General features: G+C 65.7%; 12 protein-coding genes. 8 read left to right on the top strand and 4 right to left on the bottom strand.

Translation table 11 applies throughout. From position 1 onward, the window contains the following. Positions 1 to 1026, bottom strand: a 1026-nt coding sequence (locus VF34_RS18735) for a PQQ-dependent sugar dehydrogenase (RefSeq protein WP_045841955.1), incomplete at its 3' end; no start/stop codon positions are given. 93 nt (positions 1027 to 1119) lie between these two features. Here VF34_RS18735 and VF34_RS18730 point away from each other — a divergent pair. After that, positions 1120 to 2067: a DoxX family protein gene (locus VF34_RS18730; RefSeq protein ID WP_032370766.1), complete on the top strand. Its 948-nt coding sequence runs from the start codon at positions 1120 to 1122 to the stop codon at positions 2065 to 2067. 76 nt (positions 2068 to 2143) lie between these two features. Here the strand turns inward: VF34_RS18730 and ilvD are convergent, their stop codons facing one another. Together ilvD and VF34_RS18720 are read right to left on the bottom strand one after the other, a co-directional pair. Then, positions 2144 to 3985, bottom strand: a complete 1842-nt coding sequence (gene ilvD, locus VF34_RS18725; protein WP_032370767.1) for a dihydroxy-acid dehydratase — start codon at positions 3983 to 3985, stop codon at positions 2144 to 2146. 59 nt (positions 3986 to 4044) lie between these two features. Then, positions 4045 to 4584: a PH domain-containing protein gene (locus VF34_RS18720; RefSeq protein WP_179274019.1), complete on the bottom strand. Its 540-nt coding sequence runs from the start codon at positions 4582 to 4584 to the stop codon at positions 4045 to 4047. Between the two features lie 257 nt (positions 4585 to 4841). On the opposite strand from VF34_RS18720, the gene VF34_RS18715 reads away from it, so the two are divergent. The 5 genes from VF34_RS18715 to VF34_RS18695 all read left to right on the top strand — a co-directional run bounded on the left by VF34_RS18715 (position 4842) and on the right by VF34_RS18695 (position 11198). Continuing rightward, a complete protein-coding gene (locus VF34_RS18715) occupies positions 4842 to 6800 on the top strand; it encodes an acetolactate synthase large subunit (protein WP_032366369.1) in 1959 nt (652 codons plus the stop codon). Next, positions 6797 to 7300 carry an acetolactate synthase small subunit gene (gene ilvN, locus VF34_RS18710; protein WP_008717436.1) on the top strand — a complete coding sequence of 168 codons (504 nt, stop codon included), beginning with the start codon at positions 6797 to 6799 and terminating at the stop codon, positions 7298 to 7300. The genes VF34_RS18715 and ilvN overlap by 4 nt, the downstream gene beginning before the upstream one ends. Positions 7301 to 7362: 62 nt before the next feature. Continuing rightward, the gene (ilvC, locus tag VF34_RS18705) at positions 7363 to 8364 is read left to right on the top strand and encodes a ketol-acid reductoisomerase (protein WP_170944858.1); all 1002 of its coding nucleotides are present in this window, start codon (positions 7363 to 7365) and stop codon (positions 8362 to 8364) included. Positions 8365 to 8548: 184 nt separating this feature from the next. Further along, the gene (gene serA, locus VF34_RS18700) at positions 8549 to 10144 is read left to right on the top strand and encodes a phosphoglycerate dehydrogenase (protein ID WP_027496645.1); all 1596 of its coding nucleotides are present in this window, start codon (positions 8549 to 8551) and stop codon (positions 10142 to 10144) included. Between the two features lie 43 nt (positions 10145 to 10187). Next, positions 10188 to 11198 carry a 3-isopropylmalate dehydrogenase gene (locus tag VF34_RS18695; protein WP_032370768.1) on the top strand — a complete coding sequence of 337 codons (1011 nt, stop codon included), beginning with the start codon at positions 10188 to 10190 and terminating at the stop codon, positions 11196 to 11198. A gap of 83 nt (positions 11199 to 11281) precedes the next feature. On the opposite strand, the gene VF34_RS18690 is transcribed toward VF34_RS18695, so the two are convergent. Then, a complete protein-coding gene (locus tag VF34_RS18690; RefSeq protein WP_032372854.1) occupies positions 11282 to 12517 on the bottom strand; it encodes an MFS transporter in 1236 nt (411 codons plus the stop codon). A 132-nt stretch (positions 12518 to 12649) separates the two neighbouring features. On the opposite strand from VF34_RS18690, the gene VF34_RS18685 reads away from it, so the two are divergent. After that, a complete protein-coding gene (locus tag VF34_RS18685) occupies positions 12650 to 13423 on the top strand; it encodes a fumarylacetoacetate hydrolase family protein (RefSeq protein WP_045841873.1) in 774 nt (257 codons plus the stop codon). A gap of 7 nt (positions 13424 to 13430) precedes the next feature. Then, positions 13431 to 14906 carry a glutamate--tRNA ligase gene (gene gltX, locus VF34_RS18680; protein WP_032372644.1) on the top strand — a complete coding sequence of 492 codons (1476 nt, stop codon included), beginning with the start codon at positions 13431 to 13433 and terminating at the stop codon, positions 14904 to 14906. The last annotated feature ends 41 nt before the right edge of the window (positions 14907 to 14947 follow it).

Below are 14947 nucleotides of genomic sequence, written 5' to 3'. Positions count from 1 at the left end.
GGTAGCCCCGTTCAACTGCCCGTACTTGTCCTGGATCAACAGGGTCGGCTCGGCCGAGACCGCTCCGGTGTTCGGGTCCGTGGCCAGTGCTGCAACAGCTTTCGCTGTGGTCAGGGCAACCGCGACGCCGCTCTGACCGGCGGCACACCCGGCCACACCCGGACGGTCGGGCCAGGTCCACACCGGGGAGAACACTGCTCCCAGCTTGTCGATGCGCTGCAGGCGATCCTCGGTGGCGGTGCGGTCGGTGACGTAGATGTTTCCGCTGCCGTCGGTGCACACGTCGCCCGCTGTGCCGATACCGCTGAGCGCGATCCCCGGCCGCGGGGGAGTAGGAGTCGGCGACAGTGACGTCACGCGTAACAGCTTGCCGGACAACGAGTTCGGATCCGCGGCGGCCACGGCATCGCCGTTGTCGCCGGTCAACACCAGAAGTTCGTTCGGCGTGTAGAACTCGAGGGAACCTCGGACTCCCGCGGCCCCGCGGGGGATCCCGGTCAAGATGTCCTTGGGTACGTCCCCCTGCGCGAGCCGAACGACCCGCGTATCCGACGCCGTCGTGATCAGCGCGTAGAGCAGTTTATCCTCGGCGTACGTGGGCGAGAGCGCGATGTCCAGCAGGCCCCCGTCGCCGGTGCCGTCGACGGGGATCGTGGCCACCTGCTGTGGCGTCCGGCCTGCGGTGACCTCCATGATGCGGCCGGTCCTGCGTTCTGCCACGAGGCTGCTCTGGCCGTCGGGAAGAGCTACGAGTCCGCCCGTGGTGTCGAGGCAGGTGGCGATCACTGCCGGGTCGGGATCCACGCACGGTCCCGATACGGGCTGCGGGGCGTTCGGACCCGCCGGGGGCGAGGTCTCGCTGGGTGTGGTGGGTTTGAGTTCGGCAGCTCCGACATCCGGCGCGGGAGTGAACGGGGACGAGTTGGAGTCGTCGAATCGGGCGCACCCGGCGAGCAGAACAGCCGTCGTCGACAGGGCGACGACAGCCGCGCGGGCAGTTCGTGACGATGCTCCGAGCGGCTTCATGGTTCGAACGTTACGGAACGTCGAGTCCGACGCGCCACGCGGCCGTGAGCGTCAACGTCGGTGGCGCGGGGTTGTCGGCCTTAGTGTGGGGAGGTGACCGATACACCGCGTGACCCCAACCAGCAGGATCCCTCGTACGAACCGGCCGAGAGCCCGTACGACAACCCCACCGAGAAGATTTCGCCCACGCGTTCGGGTTCCGACGCGTCCGGTGCATCGACCACAGCGTTCGGTGCGCAGCGTTCGGATCGTCTGCCCCGAACCGACGACGAGTTGGACTTCCCGCATTCCTCCGCATCCGACAAGCGGAGCACCGATGCGGCACCGACAGAGAAGATCCCGACGTACCGTCCGTCGGCTTTCGCCGACTCGCCGACCCAGACGCCTACGACGGCTACGACGGCCGGTGCCACCTCGAACGCGTACTCGGATCGTCCGACGGAGTATCTCGGTGAGTCCTCCGATTCGACGGTCGCTGCCCCGGCAGCCCCGGTGCGCACCGAGACCGTGGAAGTTCCGGCCCGACGCGGCACCACCGATCTGGGCCTGTTCGTCCTACGCGTCGCCATCGGAGCAGTGTTCCTCGGGCACGGACTGCAGAAGCTCGTCGGATTGTGGAACGGTCCCGGGCTGGACGGATTTCAGAATCTCCTGGAGGAGTCCGGGTTCCGATACCCGGAGATCCTCGCCATCGCGGCCGCGGCCGGCGAAACCCTCGGCGGCGCACTGCTGATCCTGGGACTGGCGACGCCGCTGGCCGGTGCAGCTGTGTTGGCGACCATCATCAACGCCTGGTGCTTCAAGCAGGTGGCGGAGCCGGGGCTGCAGTTCTCCGGTGCCACCGGCGTGGAGTACGAAACCGTTCTCGGCTTCGCGGCCGCGGCCATCATTCTCACCGGACCCGGAAAGATCGCGTTCGACGGCCGCCGCGGTTGGGCGACCCGCCCGCGCATCGGATCGTTCCTCGCACTCGCGGTGGGAATCGCTGCGGGCGTGTGCATCTGGATCTTCCTCAACGGAGCGAATCCGGTCGTCCGCTGATCCGGTCGACAACCAACCATGTGAGTGGTTCCTCGTACCCTGCTACGAGGAACCACTCACATGTCTTTTAATCTGCTCAGGGCACGTAGCGCACAGCACCCTTGTCCGCGGATGTCGCCAGTGCGGCGTACGCGCGCAGCGCCGTCGTGACCGTGCGCTGTCGGTCGACCGGCTGCCACGGCCGCTCGGACGCGAGCATCTTCGCGCGTCGAGTCTCCAGAGTTTCCTCGTCGACGAGGATCTCGAGCGTGCGCGTGGCGACGTCGATGCGGACCTGGTCGCCGTTCTCGACGAGGCCGATCACGCCGCCGGCCGCAGCCTCGGGGGAGATGTGTCCGATGGACAGGCCCGACGTACCGCCGGAGAACCGTCCGTCGGTGATCAGGGCACAGACCTTGCCCAGACCGGCACCCTTGAGGAACGCCGTCGGGTGCAGCATCTCCTGCATTCCCGGTCCACCCTTGGGTCCCTCGTACCGCACGACGAGCACGTCACCGGGTTGGATCTTCTTCTGCAGGATGGCCGAGACGGCTTCTTCCTGAGACTCGACGACCAGCGCAGGTCCCTGGAACGAGAAGAGGTCCTCGTCGATGCCCGCGGTCTTCAGAATCGCGCCGTCGACGGCAATGTTGCCGCGCAGCACCACCAGACCGCCCTCGACCGTGTAGGCGTGTTCTAGATCGCGGATGCAACCACCCGCGGCGTCGGTGTCGAGGGAGGACCAGCGATTGCTCGTGGAGAACGGTTCGACGGTTCGGACACCGCCGGGAGCGGCATGGAACAGCTCGATCGCCTCGTCGGATGCGGCACCGGAGCGGATGTCCCACGTGTCGAGCCACTCGTCGAAGCTCTTCGTGTGGACGGTCGAGACGTCGGTCTCGAGCAGATTCGCACGCCGCAGTTCACCCAGCAGGGCGGGAATTCCACCCGCCCGGTGCACGTCTTCCATGTGGTAATCCGAATTGGGGGACACCTTGGCCAGACACGGCACCTTGCGGCTGATGCCGTCGATGGTGTCGAGATCGAAATCGACCTCGCCCTCCTGCGCCGCCGCGAGCGTGTGCAGCACGGTGTTGGTCGAGCCGCCCATCGCCACGTCCAGTGCCATCGCGTTGCGGAATGCCGCCGGGGTGGCGATGTTGCGGGGCAGCACCGACTCGTCCTCGTCCCGGTAGTACTTGATCGCCGCCTCGACGATGGTCGTGCCGGCCCGGGTGAACAGGGCGCGGCGGGCCTCGTGGGTGGCCAGAGTGGAGCCGTTGCCGGGCAACGCCAGCCCGAGCGCTTCGGTGAGACAGTTCATCGAGTTGGCGGTGAACATGCCCGAGCAGGACCCGCATGTAGGGCACGCGCTGCGCTCGACCTCGTCCAGGCCCTCTTCGGATACGGCATCGTTCGCGCTGGCAGAGATCGCGGTGATCAGGTCGGTGGGTGCCTGCGCGACCCCTCCGACGACCACCGCTTTACCGGCCTCCATCGGCCCACCGGAGACGAACACCGCCGGGATGTTCAATCGCATGGCCGCGTTGAGCATGCCGGGGGTGATCTTGTCGCAGTTGGAGATGCACACGAGTGCGTCCGCAGTGTGGGCGTTGGCCATGTACTCGACCGAGTCGGCGATGATCTCGCGGCTGGGCAGCGAGTACAGCATGCCCCCGTGCCCCATGGCGATTCCGTCGTCGACGGCGATGGTGTGGAACTCGCGAGGGACTCCGCCTGCCGCGCGGACGGCGTCGGCGACGATCTCGCCGACGTTCTTCAGGTGAACGTGGCCGGGTACGAACTGGGTGTACGAGTTCGCGATGGCGACGATCGGTTTACCGAAATCCGAATCGGTCATTCCGGTGGCGCGCCACAGCGAGCGCGCGCCCGCAGCATTGCGTCCGACAGTGGTGACCCGTGAGCGTAGCGGCGGCATAGTGCAGTTCCTCGTTCGTTGCAGCGGTGATCGCAACGAGGAGGTTACTCGGCCCCTCGTCAGCGATCCTTCGGTGCCTGTTCGTCGTCGTGCTCGGCATTCTCGGCCTCTGCGCGTGCCTGATCCTCCGCCGCAGCTGCCGCGGCATAGGGGTCGGTGATGCGACCGCCGCTGGCGGCCGCGAGTTGGGGGAGCCGATCGAACCGCACGAGCGGAAGTGACTTCTCCGTCTTGTCGGTGAGCACCACGCGTGCCCAGCGGCGATCGGGGAAGTGCAGTCCGACCACGGACTCCCACTCGATGACGTCGGAGCCGATGAAACGGCGGGCCGTGATCGCCTCGGGGGTGATGACGGTGCGCACACGCAGCACCCAGATGCACGCGACGATCGGCAGAATCAGCAGCCAGCCCAGTGCGGCGGGCCAGCTCGCTGCAGGCAGAGAGGTACTGAACAGGAGCAACCCGACGCCGATCAGGGCCAGACGCGGGAGGCGGATGACCTGCCTGCTCGACGGCGGTGGCCCGTCGGCACTGTTCGGTTGCTCGGAACCGGTGTGGGATGATGGCCGAGGTGGTTCGGACTGCTGCGAAGACGACACCCATTCATCTTCGCATTGCATCTACGCGATCTCACATAATGGGATTGCGTCGTGACGAGTTTGACTCTTCCCTGTGCGCGCGCCTACCGTTCAGTGCGTGAAGCGGAATTGGATACTCGTAATCGGCCGGCGCGTCAACGCCTGAGCCGGTTGTTCAAACTCGCATCGACGCGCCACCCTCGTACAGCTCACGCTGACGGGGGTTTTTTCTTGCCCAGAGATCGCCCAGCAATTTCACATTCCTGAGGAAGCAATCAGTGAGCGCACCAACCGCACGCCCAGGGCCCACGACACGTAAGTCGGGGACAGCCACGAGCCCGTCGACCAGCAACCCGTCCGCAGACGCGGCGACCAACGGATCGCGACGCCACGTCGCACCCGAGAAGGTCAGCGGCGCACAGTCGGTCGTACGAGCTCTCGAAGAACTCGACGTCGACACCGTATTCGGCATTCCCGGTGGCGCGGTTCTCCCGGTCTACGACCCGCTCTTCGACTCCGTCAAGGTGCGCCACGTGCTCGTTCGCCACGAGCAGGGTGCGGGTCATGCCGCCACCGGCTACGCCCAGGCGACCGGCAAGGTCGGCGTCTGCATGGCGACGTCCGGCCCGGGCGCGACCAACCTCGTCACCCCGTTGGCCGACGCGCAGATGGACTCGGTTCCCATCGTCGCGATCACCGGTCAGGTCGCCCGCAGCCTCATCGGTACCGATGGGTTCCAGGAAGCCGACATCTCGGGTATCACGATGCCCATCACCAAGCACAACTTCCTGATCACCGACGGTGCGGACATCCCGCGCATCATGGCCGAGGCGTTCTACATCGCCGCGTCGGGTCGTCCCGGTGCCGTCCTCGTCGACATCCCGAAGGATGTGCTGCAGGCGCAGACCACGTTCTCGTGGCCGCCGGAAATGCGTCTGCCCGGCTACCGCCCGGTCACCAAGCCGCACGGCAAGCAGGTTCGCGAAGCGGCACGCTACATCGCCGATGCCAAGCAGCCGGTGCTGTACGTCGGTGGCGGCGTCATCAAGGCCAACGCCTCGGCAGAACTGCTCGAGCTCGCAGAACTGACCGGCATCCCGGTCGTCACGACGCTGATGGCGCGCGGGGCATTTCCCGACACCCACCAGCTGAACCTGGGCATGCCCGGTATGCACGGCACCGTCGCGGCGGTCGCCGCTCTGCAGCGCAGCGACCTGCTGATCACGCTCGGTGCCCGGTTCGACGACCGCGTCACCGGTCAGCTCTCGTCCTTCGCTCCCGATGCCAAGGTCATCCACGCCGACATCGACCCGGCCGAGATCGGCAAGAACCGATACGCGGACGTGCCGATCGTGGGCGACTGCGGCGAGGTCATCACCGAGCTGATCGAGGCCCTGCGGGCCGATCGCGCCACCGGAACGACTCTCGACCTCGAGCAGTGGTGGGTCTACCTCGACGGCATCCGCAAGACGTACCCGTTGAGCTACGACCGTCCGTCCGACGGTTCCATGTCTCCCGAGTTCGTCATTTCCTCGGTCGGCAAGTTCGCCGGTCCCGACGCGATCTACTGCGCCGGCGTCGGCCAGCACCAGATGTGGGCCGCGCAGTTCATCAACTACGAGAAGCCGCGCACGTGGCTCAACTCCGGTGGTCTGGGCACGATGGGGTACGCGGTTCCGGCCGCCATGGGAGCCAAGATGGGCCTGCCCGACGCCGAGGTGTGGGCCATCGACGGCGACGGCTGCTTCCAGATGACCAACCAGGAGCTTGCTACCTGCGCGGTCGAGGGAATCCCGATCAAGGTCGCGCTCATCAACAACGGCAACCTCGGCATGGTTCGGCAGTGGCAGACCCTGTTCTACGAGGAGCGCTACTCCAACACCAATCTCGGAACTCACGGTGCCGTGCGCATCCCCGATTTCGTCAAGCTGGCCGAGGCTTTGGGCTGCGTCGGTTTGCGATGCGAGCGGGAAGAGGACGTGGATGCGGTGATCGCTCAGGCACGCGCCATCAACGATCGTCCGGTCGTCATCGACTTCATCGTCGGTGCCGACGCCCAGGTGTGGCCGATGGTGGCCGCCGGAACGGGTAACGACGAGATCATGGCCGCCCGCGGCATCCGTCCGCTGTTCGACGAGGACGAGACCGTGGGCAGTGAGCCAGGACTCGACGACGCGATGGAGCGCGAGCAGGCGCCGCACCCGATGAACAACGACGCGAAAGGCACGGACCTGTGAGCACGAGCCATACCCTCAGCGTTCTCGTCGAGGACAAGCCAGGTGTGTTGGCGCGCGTGGCCGCGTTGTTCTCGCGCCGCGGCTTCAACATCTCCTCACTCGCGGTCGGCGGCACCGAGATTCCCGATATCTCGCGCATGACGATCGTGGTGACGGTCGACGAGTTCCCGCTCGAGCAGGTGACCAAGCAGCTCAACAAGCTGATCAATGTCATCAAGATCGTCGAGCAGGACGACGATTCCTCGGTGGCGCGCGAGTTGGTCCTGATCAAGGTCCGCGCCGATGCCAGCGTTCGGAGCGAGGTCATCGAAACGGTGAATCTGTTCCGCGCCAAGGTCATCGACGTCTCTCCCGAGGCGGTGACGGTCGAGGCGACGGGCACCCGCTCCAAGCTCGACGCGTTGCTGAAGATGTTGGACCCCTATGGAATTCGAGAAATAGTTCAGTCGGGAGTCGTTGCCGTCGGACGTGGACCGAAATCGATCACTGCGTCGCGTTAGCGGCCCCGGTGACGAACATGCGTAAAACCCAAGAGGAAAGGTAACAACCAGTGGCAGTCGAGATGTTCTACGACGACGATGCTGATCTGTCGATCATCCAGGGCCGCAAGGTCGCTGTGATCGGCTACGGAAGCCAGGGCCACGCGCACTCGCTCAGCCTGCGCGACTCCGGCGTCGATGTTCGCATCGGCCTGGCGGCAGGCTCGAAGTCCCGTGCCAAGGCGGAGGAGCAGGGCCTGAAGGTCGGAACTCCCGCAGAGGTGTCCGAGTGGGCCGACGTGATCATGGTGCTCGCACCCGATACCGCTCAGGCCAAGATCTTCTCCGAGGAGATCGAGCCCAACCTGAAGGACGGCGACGCGCTGTTCTTCGGCCACGGCCTCAACATTCACTTCGACCTGATCAAGGCTCCGGAGTTCGTGACCGTCGGCATGGTTGCCCCCAAGGGCCCCGGCCACCTCGTGCGTCGTCAGTTCGTCGACGGTAAGGGTGTTCCCGCGCTCATCGCCATCGATCAGGACCCGAAGGGTGAGGGTCAGGCCCTCGCGCTGTCGTGGGCCAAGGGCATCGGCGGCACCCGCGCAGGCGTCATCAAGACCACGTTCAAGGAAGAGACCGAGACCGACCTGTTCGGTGAGCAGGCCGTGCTGTGCGGCGGCACCGAAGAACTCGTCAAGACGGGCTTCGAGGTCATGGTCGAGGCCGGCTACGCACCCGAGATGGCGTACTTCGAGGTGCTGCACGAGCTCAAGCTCATCGTCGACCTCATGTACGAGGGCGGCATCGCCCGCATGAACTACTCGGTGTCCGACACCGCGGAGTTCGGTGGGTACCTCTCCGGACCGCGCGTCATCGACGCAGGCACCAAGGAGCGCATGAAGGCCATCCTGGCCGACATCCAGTCGGGCGAATTCACCCGTCGCCTCGTCGCCAACGTCGAGAACGGCAACACCGAGCTCGAAGGCCTGCGCAAGGCCAACGCCGAGCACCCCATCGAGGTCACCGGCAAGAAGCTGCGCGACCTCATGAGCTGGGTCGACCGCCCGATCACCGAGACGGCCTGATTCTCATCGAATCGCGTTGTCACGCAATCTGATCGAAGGGCACCCCTGGATTGCCGGGGGTGCCCTTCGGTGCGTGAGTCCGGTGGCGTCACCGTGTGACGTCTCGGACCTCTAAACTGTTCGTGCTGCACAGCCCGCCGAATTTTTCCGACCACGTCTCGAACCGATATAGGGAGTTTTTCACGTGAGCCAGCCAGGCCGTCCTGTCGTTCTGATCGCCGACAAACTTGCGCCGTCCACCGTCGAGGCACTGGGCGACGGCGTCGAGGTTCGCTGGGTCGACGGTCCGGATCGCCCCGCGTTGCTCGCTGCAGTTCCCGAGGCCGACGCCATTCTCGTGCGGTCCGCGACCACGGTCGACGCCGAGGTGCTCGCTGCCGGGACCAACCTCAAGATCGTCGCCCGCGCCGGTGTCGGCCTGGACAACGTCGACGTACCCGCAGCCACCGAGCGCGGCGTCCTCGTCGTCAACGCACCGACCTCCAACATCCACACGGCCGCCGAGCATGCGGTGACGTTGCTTCTCGCGGCCGCGCGCCAGATCCCCGCTGCCGACGCCACTCTGCGTCAGCACGAGTGGAAGCGCAGCAAGTTCAACGGTGTCGAGATCTTCGGCAAGACCGTCGGCGTCGTCGGACTCGGCCGTATCGGCCAGCTGTTCGCACAGCGTCTGGCCGCGTTCGAGACCCACATCATCGCGTACGACCCCTACGTCTCGGCAGCGCGCGCGGCGCAGCTCGGTATCGAACTGGTGAGCCTGGACGAGCTGCTCGAGCGGGCCGACATGTTCTCGGTGCACCTGCCGAAGACGCCGGAGACCAAGGGCATCATCGGCAAGGAAGCCCTCGCCAAGACCAAGCCCGGGGTCATCGTCGTCAACGCCGCACGCGGTGGACTGGTCGACGAGCAGGCACTGGCCGACGCCATCACCTCCGGTCACGTGTTCGCCGCGGGCATCGACGTCTACGCCTCCGAGCCGTGCACCGACAGCCCGTTGTTCGAGCTGCCGCAGGTCGTCGTCACTCCCCACCTCGGGGCATCGACCACCGAAGCGCAGGACCGAGCGGGCACTGATGTGGCCAAGTCCGTATTGCTGGCTCTCGCAGGCGAATTCGTACCCGACGCGGTCAACGTCAAGGGTGGGGCCGTCGGCGAAGAGGTATCGCCGTGGCTCGAAATCGTGCGTAAGCAGGGTGTGCTGCTCGGAGCCCTGTCCGACGAACTTCCCACCTCGTTGTCGGTGGACGTTCGCGGCGAACTCGCGAGCGAGGACGTGCAGATCCTGAAACTGTCCGCGCTGCGCGGACTGTTCTCGGCCGTCATCGAGGATTCGGTCACGTTCGTCAACGCTCCGTCGCTCGCCGAGGAGCGCGGTGTCACAGCAGAAGTGACCACCGCTCCCGAGAGCGAGAATCACCGCAGTGTCGTCGACATTCGCGCCGTCTACGGTGACGGATCGGTCCTCAACGTTGCCGGCACTCTGACGGGTACCTCGCAGGTCGAGAAGATCGTCAACATCAACGGCCGCAACTTCGACCTCCGCGCCGAGGGCAAGAACCTCATCGTCAACTACGCGGATCAGCCCGGCAGCCTGGGTCGAATCGGCACTCTGCTCGGCGACGCCGGAATCGACATCCAGGCCGCAGCACTGAGCCAGGACTCCGAGGGTGACGGCGCAACGATTCTGCTGCGCGTCGACAAGGACGTTCCGGCCGAGCTCAGTGCGAGCATTGCCACCGCTGTGGGTGCCTCCACCATCGAGCTGGTCGACCTGTCCTGATCGCTCGCAGCCGATCGGACCGACACGAACTACGAGGAGTGAAATGAAGCTGGCCGTCATCGCCGGGGACGGAATCGGACCGGAGGTCGTCGCCGAAGCGCTTGCCGTTCTCGACGTGGTCGCACCCGGAGCCGAGAAGACCGAGTACGACCTCGGGGCGCGGCGTTACAACGCCACCGGAGAGTTGCTGCCGGATTCGGTGTTGGCAGAACTGCGTGAGCACGACGCAATTCTGTTGGGAGCGATCGGCGATCCGTCGGTGCCCAGCGGTGTGCTCGAGCGTGGGCTGTTGCTGCGGGCGCGATTCGAGCTCGATCACCACATCAATCTGCGGCCGGCCAAGTTGTACCCGGGCGTGGTCGGTCCGCTGGCCGGGGACAAGCAGATCGATGTCGTCGTCGTTCGGGAGGGTACCGAGGGGCCGTACACCGGCAACGGTGGTGCACTGCGCGTCGGTACACCGCACGAGGTGGCCACCGAGGTCAGCGTCAACACTCGTTACGGCGTGGAGCGGGTGGTGCGCAACGGTTTCGAGCGGGCGCTGACCCGCAGGAAGCACCTGACGCTGTTGCACAAGACCAACGTGCTCACGTTCGCCGGTAGCCTGTGGGCCCGCACGGTCGAGGCAGTCTCGGCGGACTTCCCGGACGTCGAGGTCGCGTATCAGCACATCGATGCCGCGATGATCCACCTCGTCACCGATCCCGGCCGGTTCGACGTGATCGTCACCGACAATCTGTTCGGCGACATCGTGACCGACCTCTCGGCTGCCGTCACCGGCGGAATCGGTTTGGCCGCAAGTGGAAACATCGACGCCACCGGTACCAACCCCAGCATGTTCGAGCCGGTGCACGGTAGCGCGCCCGACATCGCGGGACAGCAGAAGGCCGATCCGACCGCTGCCATCCTGTCGGTGTCCTTGCTACTCGATCATCTCGGCGACGCGGCGGGGGCCGCGCGAGTAGAAGCCGCTGTCGCAGCGGATCTCGCCGAGCGGGGAACCACGACCGCGTCGACGAAAGAGATCGGCGCTCGGATCGCCGCTCGCCTGTAACTCTCACGCCACGACATGCCACGGTGGGCCGACAGCCCACCGTGGCATGTCGTGTATCACGGGCAGGTCACCCCTTGGGCACGTCAGCGGGCGCGGTCTGCACCGGTGTCGGACGTCTCGTCCGTGGGCTCGGGTGCCGGATCGTCGGGCACGATCGGTACGGAGAGCGCGGGAAAGACCGCCGAGACCAGGAACGCCACGGGGAAGCTGATGGCCGCGATCGCCCCGAACACCGGCGGTACAGCCGAGGCGAACACGTACTGGCTCGTGTTCTGTACCCCGAGAGCGCGTCCGCTCCAATACGGTCCCGAGATTTCCGCGACAGCAGTGAACGCGAGGCCGTTCGGGGCAACGGTGGCGACGGACGCGACGACGAGCAGGACGATGGCGGCGGGGGAGTCGAACCAGTCGGCGATGCCGAGCCCGAGCATGCTGGCAGCGGCTGTCACGGCCACCCACCGCAAAGGCCGCATGCGGCTACCGACACGATCGGACAGCGCGCCCACGCTCATCCGACCCAGTGCGCCGAGAATCTGGGTCAGCGTGACGAGGACACCCGCGGCCGCGGCCGTCCAGCCTCGGTCGGTCATCAGCCACACGAGCGCATACGTCCACACAACGTACTGCGGCACCACCAACAGGATGGACGTGGCGTGAATGCGCCACAGTTGGCTGCTGTTGCGGTACGGATTGTCGAGCAGACCCTGCGCCGCCGCATCGGTGCGGTTCGGACGGGGAGGGTCGACCACGGCCAGGCACAGCAGAGCGCTCGCAGCGCAGACGGCAGCAGGCACGAGCAGGGCCGCGCCGACGCCGTGGTCACGCGCGACAGGCGGGATGGTCAGTGCCGCGACGGCCACGCCGAGGGGAACCGACATCTGTCTGATGCCCATGGCCAGCCCACGACGGTGCGGCGGAAACCAGCCCACCACGACGCGTCCGCTCGCGCTGTTCGCGCTGGCCGCAGACATACCGCCGATCAACAGCAGGGCGGCGAGCGCCGGAATGGACGTGCTGACCACCGCAGCCAGGCTCGCGGCAGCGGTGAGCCCGAGCCCGATCACGAGAACGAGACGTTCGCCGATGCGGTCGACGAGCACGCCCCATGCGATGAGGGTCAGCATGATGCCCACGGTCGGCATCGCAACCACGAATCCTGCGGTCGCAAGTCCGAGTCCCCGGTCGTCGTGCAGGGCGGGAATGAGAAATGCAGCACCGTTGATGAAGACGGCACCGGCAGTCTGCGCGAGCATCCCGAGCACGAGCATGAACCACCGTCGCGTCTCGCCGATACTGGACAGCTGCTTCGTGGCGCTCATTCCGGCCTCTCGTCTCACTATGTGAACCCATAATCTTGCTATCTGGATACAGATCGAAACATTACACCGGCGAAAGATCGACGGACAGGACGGCATCGGCGTGCGGAGAACGGCGGTCGATAGACTTTCGACATGCGTCTCGGTCGAATTGCAAGTCCTGATGGTGTGGCATTCGTGAGTATCGAAGGTGAGGGGGATGCCCGGACGGCGAAGGAAATTGCCGAACATCCTTTCGGCACACCGACGTTCACGGGTCGATCGTGGCCACTGGCCGACGTGCGACTGCTCGCACCGATCCTCGCCAGCAAGGTGATCGCCATCGGTAAGAACTACGCCGCGCACGCCGCCGAGATGGGTGGTGAAGCGCCGGAGACTCCCGTCATTTTCATCAAGCCGAACACCTCCATCGTCGGTCCGGGTGCGGCCATCGTGCTGCCTCCGTCGTCGAACGAGGTGCACTACGAAGGCGAACTCGCCATCGTGATCGGTCGTCCGTGCAAGGAAGTGCCCGCCTCCAAGGCGTACGACGTGGTGCTCGGATACACCGTCGCCAACGACGTCTCGGCACGCGACCATCAGAAGCACGACGGGCAGTGGACCCGGGCGAAGGGGCACGACACGTTCTGCCCCCTCGGGCCGTGGATCGAGACGTCCCTCGATCCTTCGGACCTCGAGATCAAGACCGAGGTCGACGGCGTCGTCAAGCAGCAGAGTCGTACTTCGCTTCTACTGCACGATATTCCGAAGATCATCGAGTGGGTGTCCGCAGTGATGACCCTGCTGCCCGGAGACGTCATTCTGACCGGAACGCCCGAGGGTGTCGGCCCCATCACCGACGGAGACAGTGTGTCGATCACCGTCGAGGGAATCGGTACCTTGACCAACCCAGTCGCAGCGAAGAAGTAGGACAACGATGACCACAGCAGCAGATGTCCGCGTTCGGTTCTGCCCGTCGCCCACCGGCACACCGCACGTCGGTCTGGTCCGCACCGCCCTGTTCAACTGGGCGTTCGCGCGACATCACGGCGGCACCTTCGTCTTTCGGATCGAGGACACCGACGCCGCTCGCGATTCCGAGGAGTCCTACGCAGCGTTGCTCGACGCGCTGCGATGGCTCGGTCTGGATTGGGACGAGGGCCCCGAGGTGGGCGGTCCCTACGAGCCCTACCGCCAGTCGCAGCGACGCGACCAGCATGTGGCTGTCGTACAGCAACTGCTCGATGCCGGCGAAGCCTACGAGTCGTTCTCGACGCCCGAGGAAGTCGAAGCGAGGCACAAGGCCGCCGGGCGTGACCCCAAGCTCGGCTACGACAACTTCGACCGCGACCTGACGCCGGAGCAGCGGCAGGGATTCCTCGACGAGGGACGTGGGGCCGTCGTGCGGCTGCGCATGCCCGATCACGATCTGACGTGGAACGACCTCGTACGCGGCGAGACCACGTTCAAGGCGGGGACCGTACCGGACTTCGCCTTGACTCGCGGCAACGGAGTTCCGCTGTACACGTTGGTCAATCCGGTCGACGACGCACTGATGAAGATCACGCACGTGCTGCGCGGCGAGGACCTGTTGTCGTCGACGCCTCGACAGCTCGCACTGTACGAGGCCCTGATCCGAATCGGTGTGGCCGACCGCACCCCGGAGTTCGGACATCTGCCGTTCGTGATGGGCCAGGGCAACAAGAAGCTGTCCAAGCGTGACCCCGAATCGAACCTGTTCATCCACCGCGACCGAGGCTTCGTCCCGGAGGGGCTGCTGAACTACCTGGCGCTTCTCGGGTGGGGCATCTCCGACGATCACGACGTGTTCTCGCTCGACGAGATGGTGGCGGCGTTCGAGATCTCGTCGGTCAATTCCAACCCTGCGCGCTTCGACCAGAAGAAGGCCGACGCGATCAACGCCGAGCACATCAGGATGTTGGCTGCAGACGACTTCGCGGCACGGTTACGCGAATTCCTCGTTGCTCGAGGGCATCTCACCGAGCCGGTCGACGAGAAGATGTTCGCTGTCGCAGCGGATCTGGTGCAGACGCGCATCGTCGTGCTGTCGGATGCGTGGGGCCTGCTGAAGTTCCTCTTCGTCGACGACGCGGAGTTCGAGATCGATCCTGCAGCGGCGGCCAAGAATCTCGGCGCAGACGCGGCACCGGTACTCGACGCCGCCATCGAAGCACTGACCGCAGTGACGGATTGGTCGACGGCCGAGCTGGAAGTCGCCCTCAAGGACGCGCTCATCGAGAAGATGGAACTCAAGCCCCGCAAGGCCTTCGCGCCGGTTCGGGTGGGAGTCACCGGCTCCCACATCAGCCCGCCGCTGTACGAGTCCATGGAACTTCTCGGCCGCGAGAGGACCCTCGCTCGTCTGACCGCCGCACGTACCCTTATCGCGTGACGGCGGTGCGACGTCGGCCGTCGAGGTCGGTCGGAGACTTT

Origin of the sequence: Rhodococcus sp. PML026 (genome assembly GCF_000963615.1) — a bacterium.
Classification (GTDB): domain Bacteria; phylum Actinomycetota; class Actinomycetes; order Mycobacteriales; family Mycobacteriaceae; genus Rhodococcoides; species Rhodococcoides fascians.
Note: the sequence above shows the minus strand (reverse complement) of the source record. Positions and strands in the feature narration are given on the sequence as shown.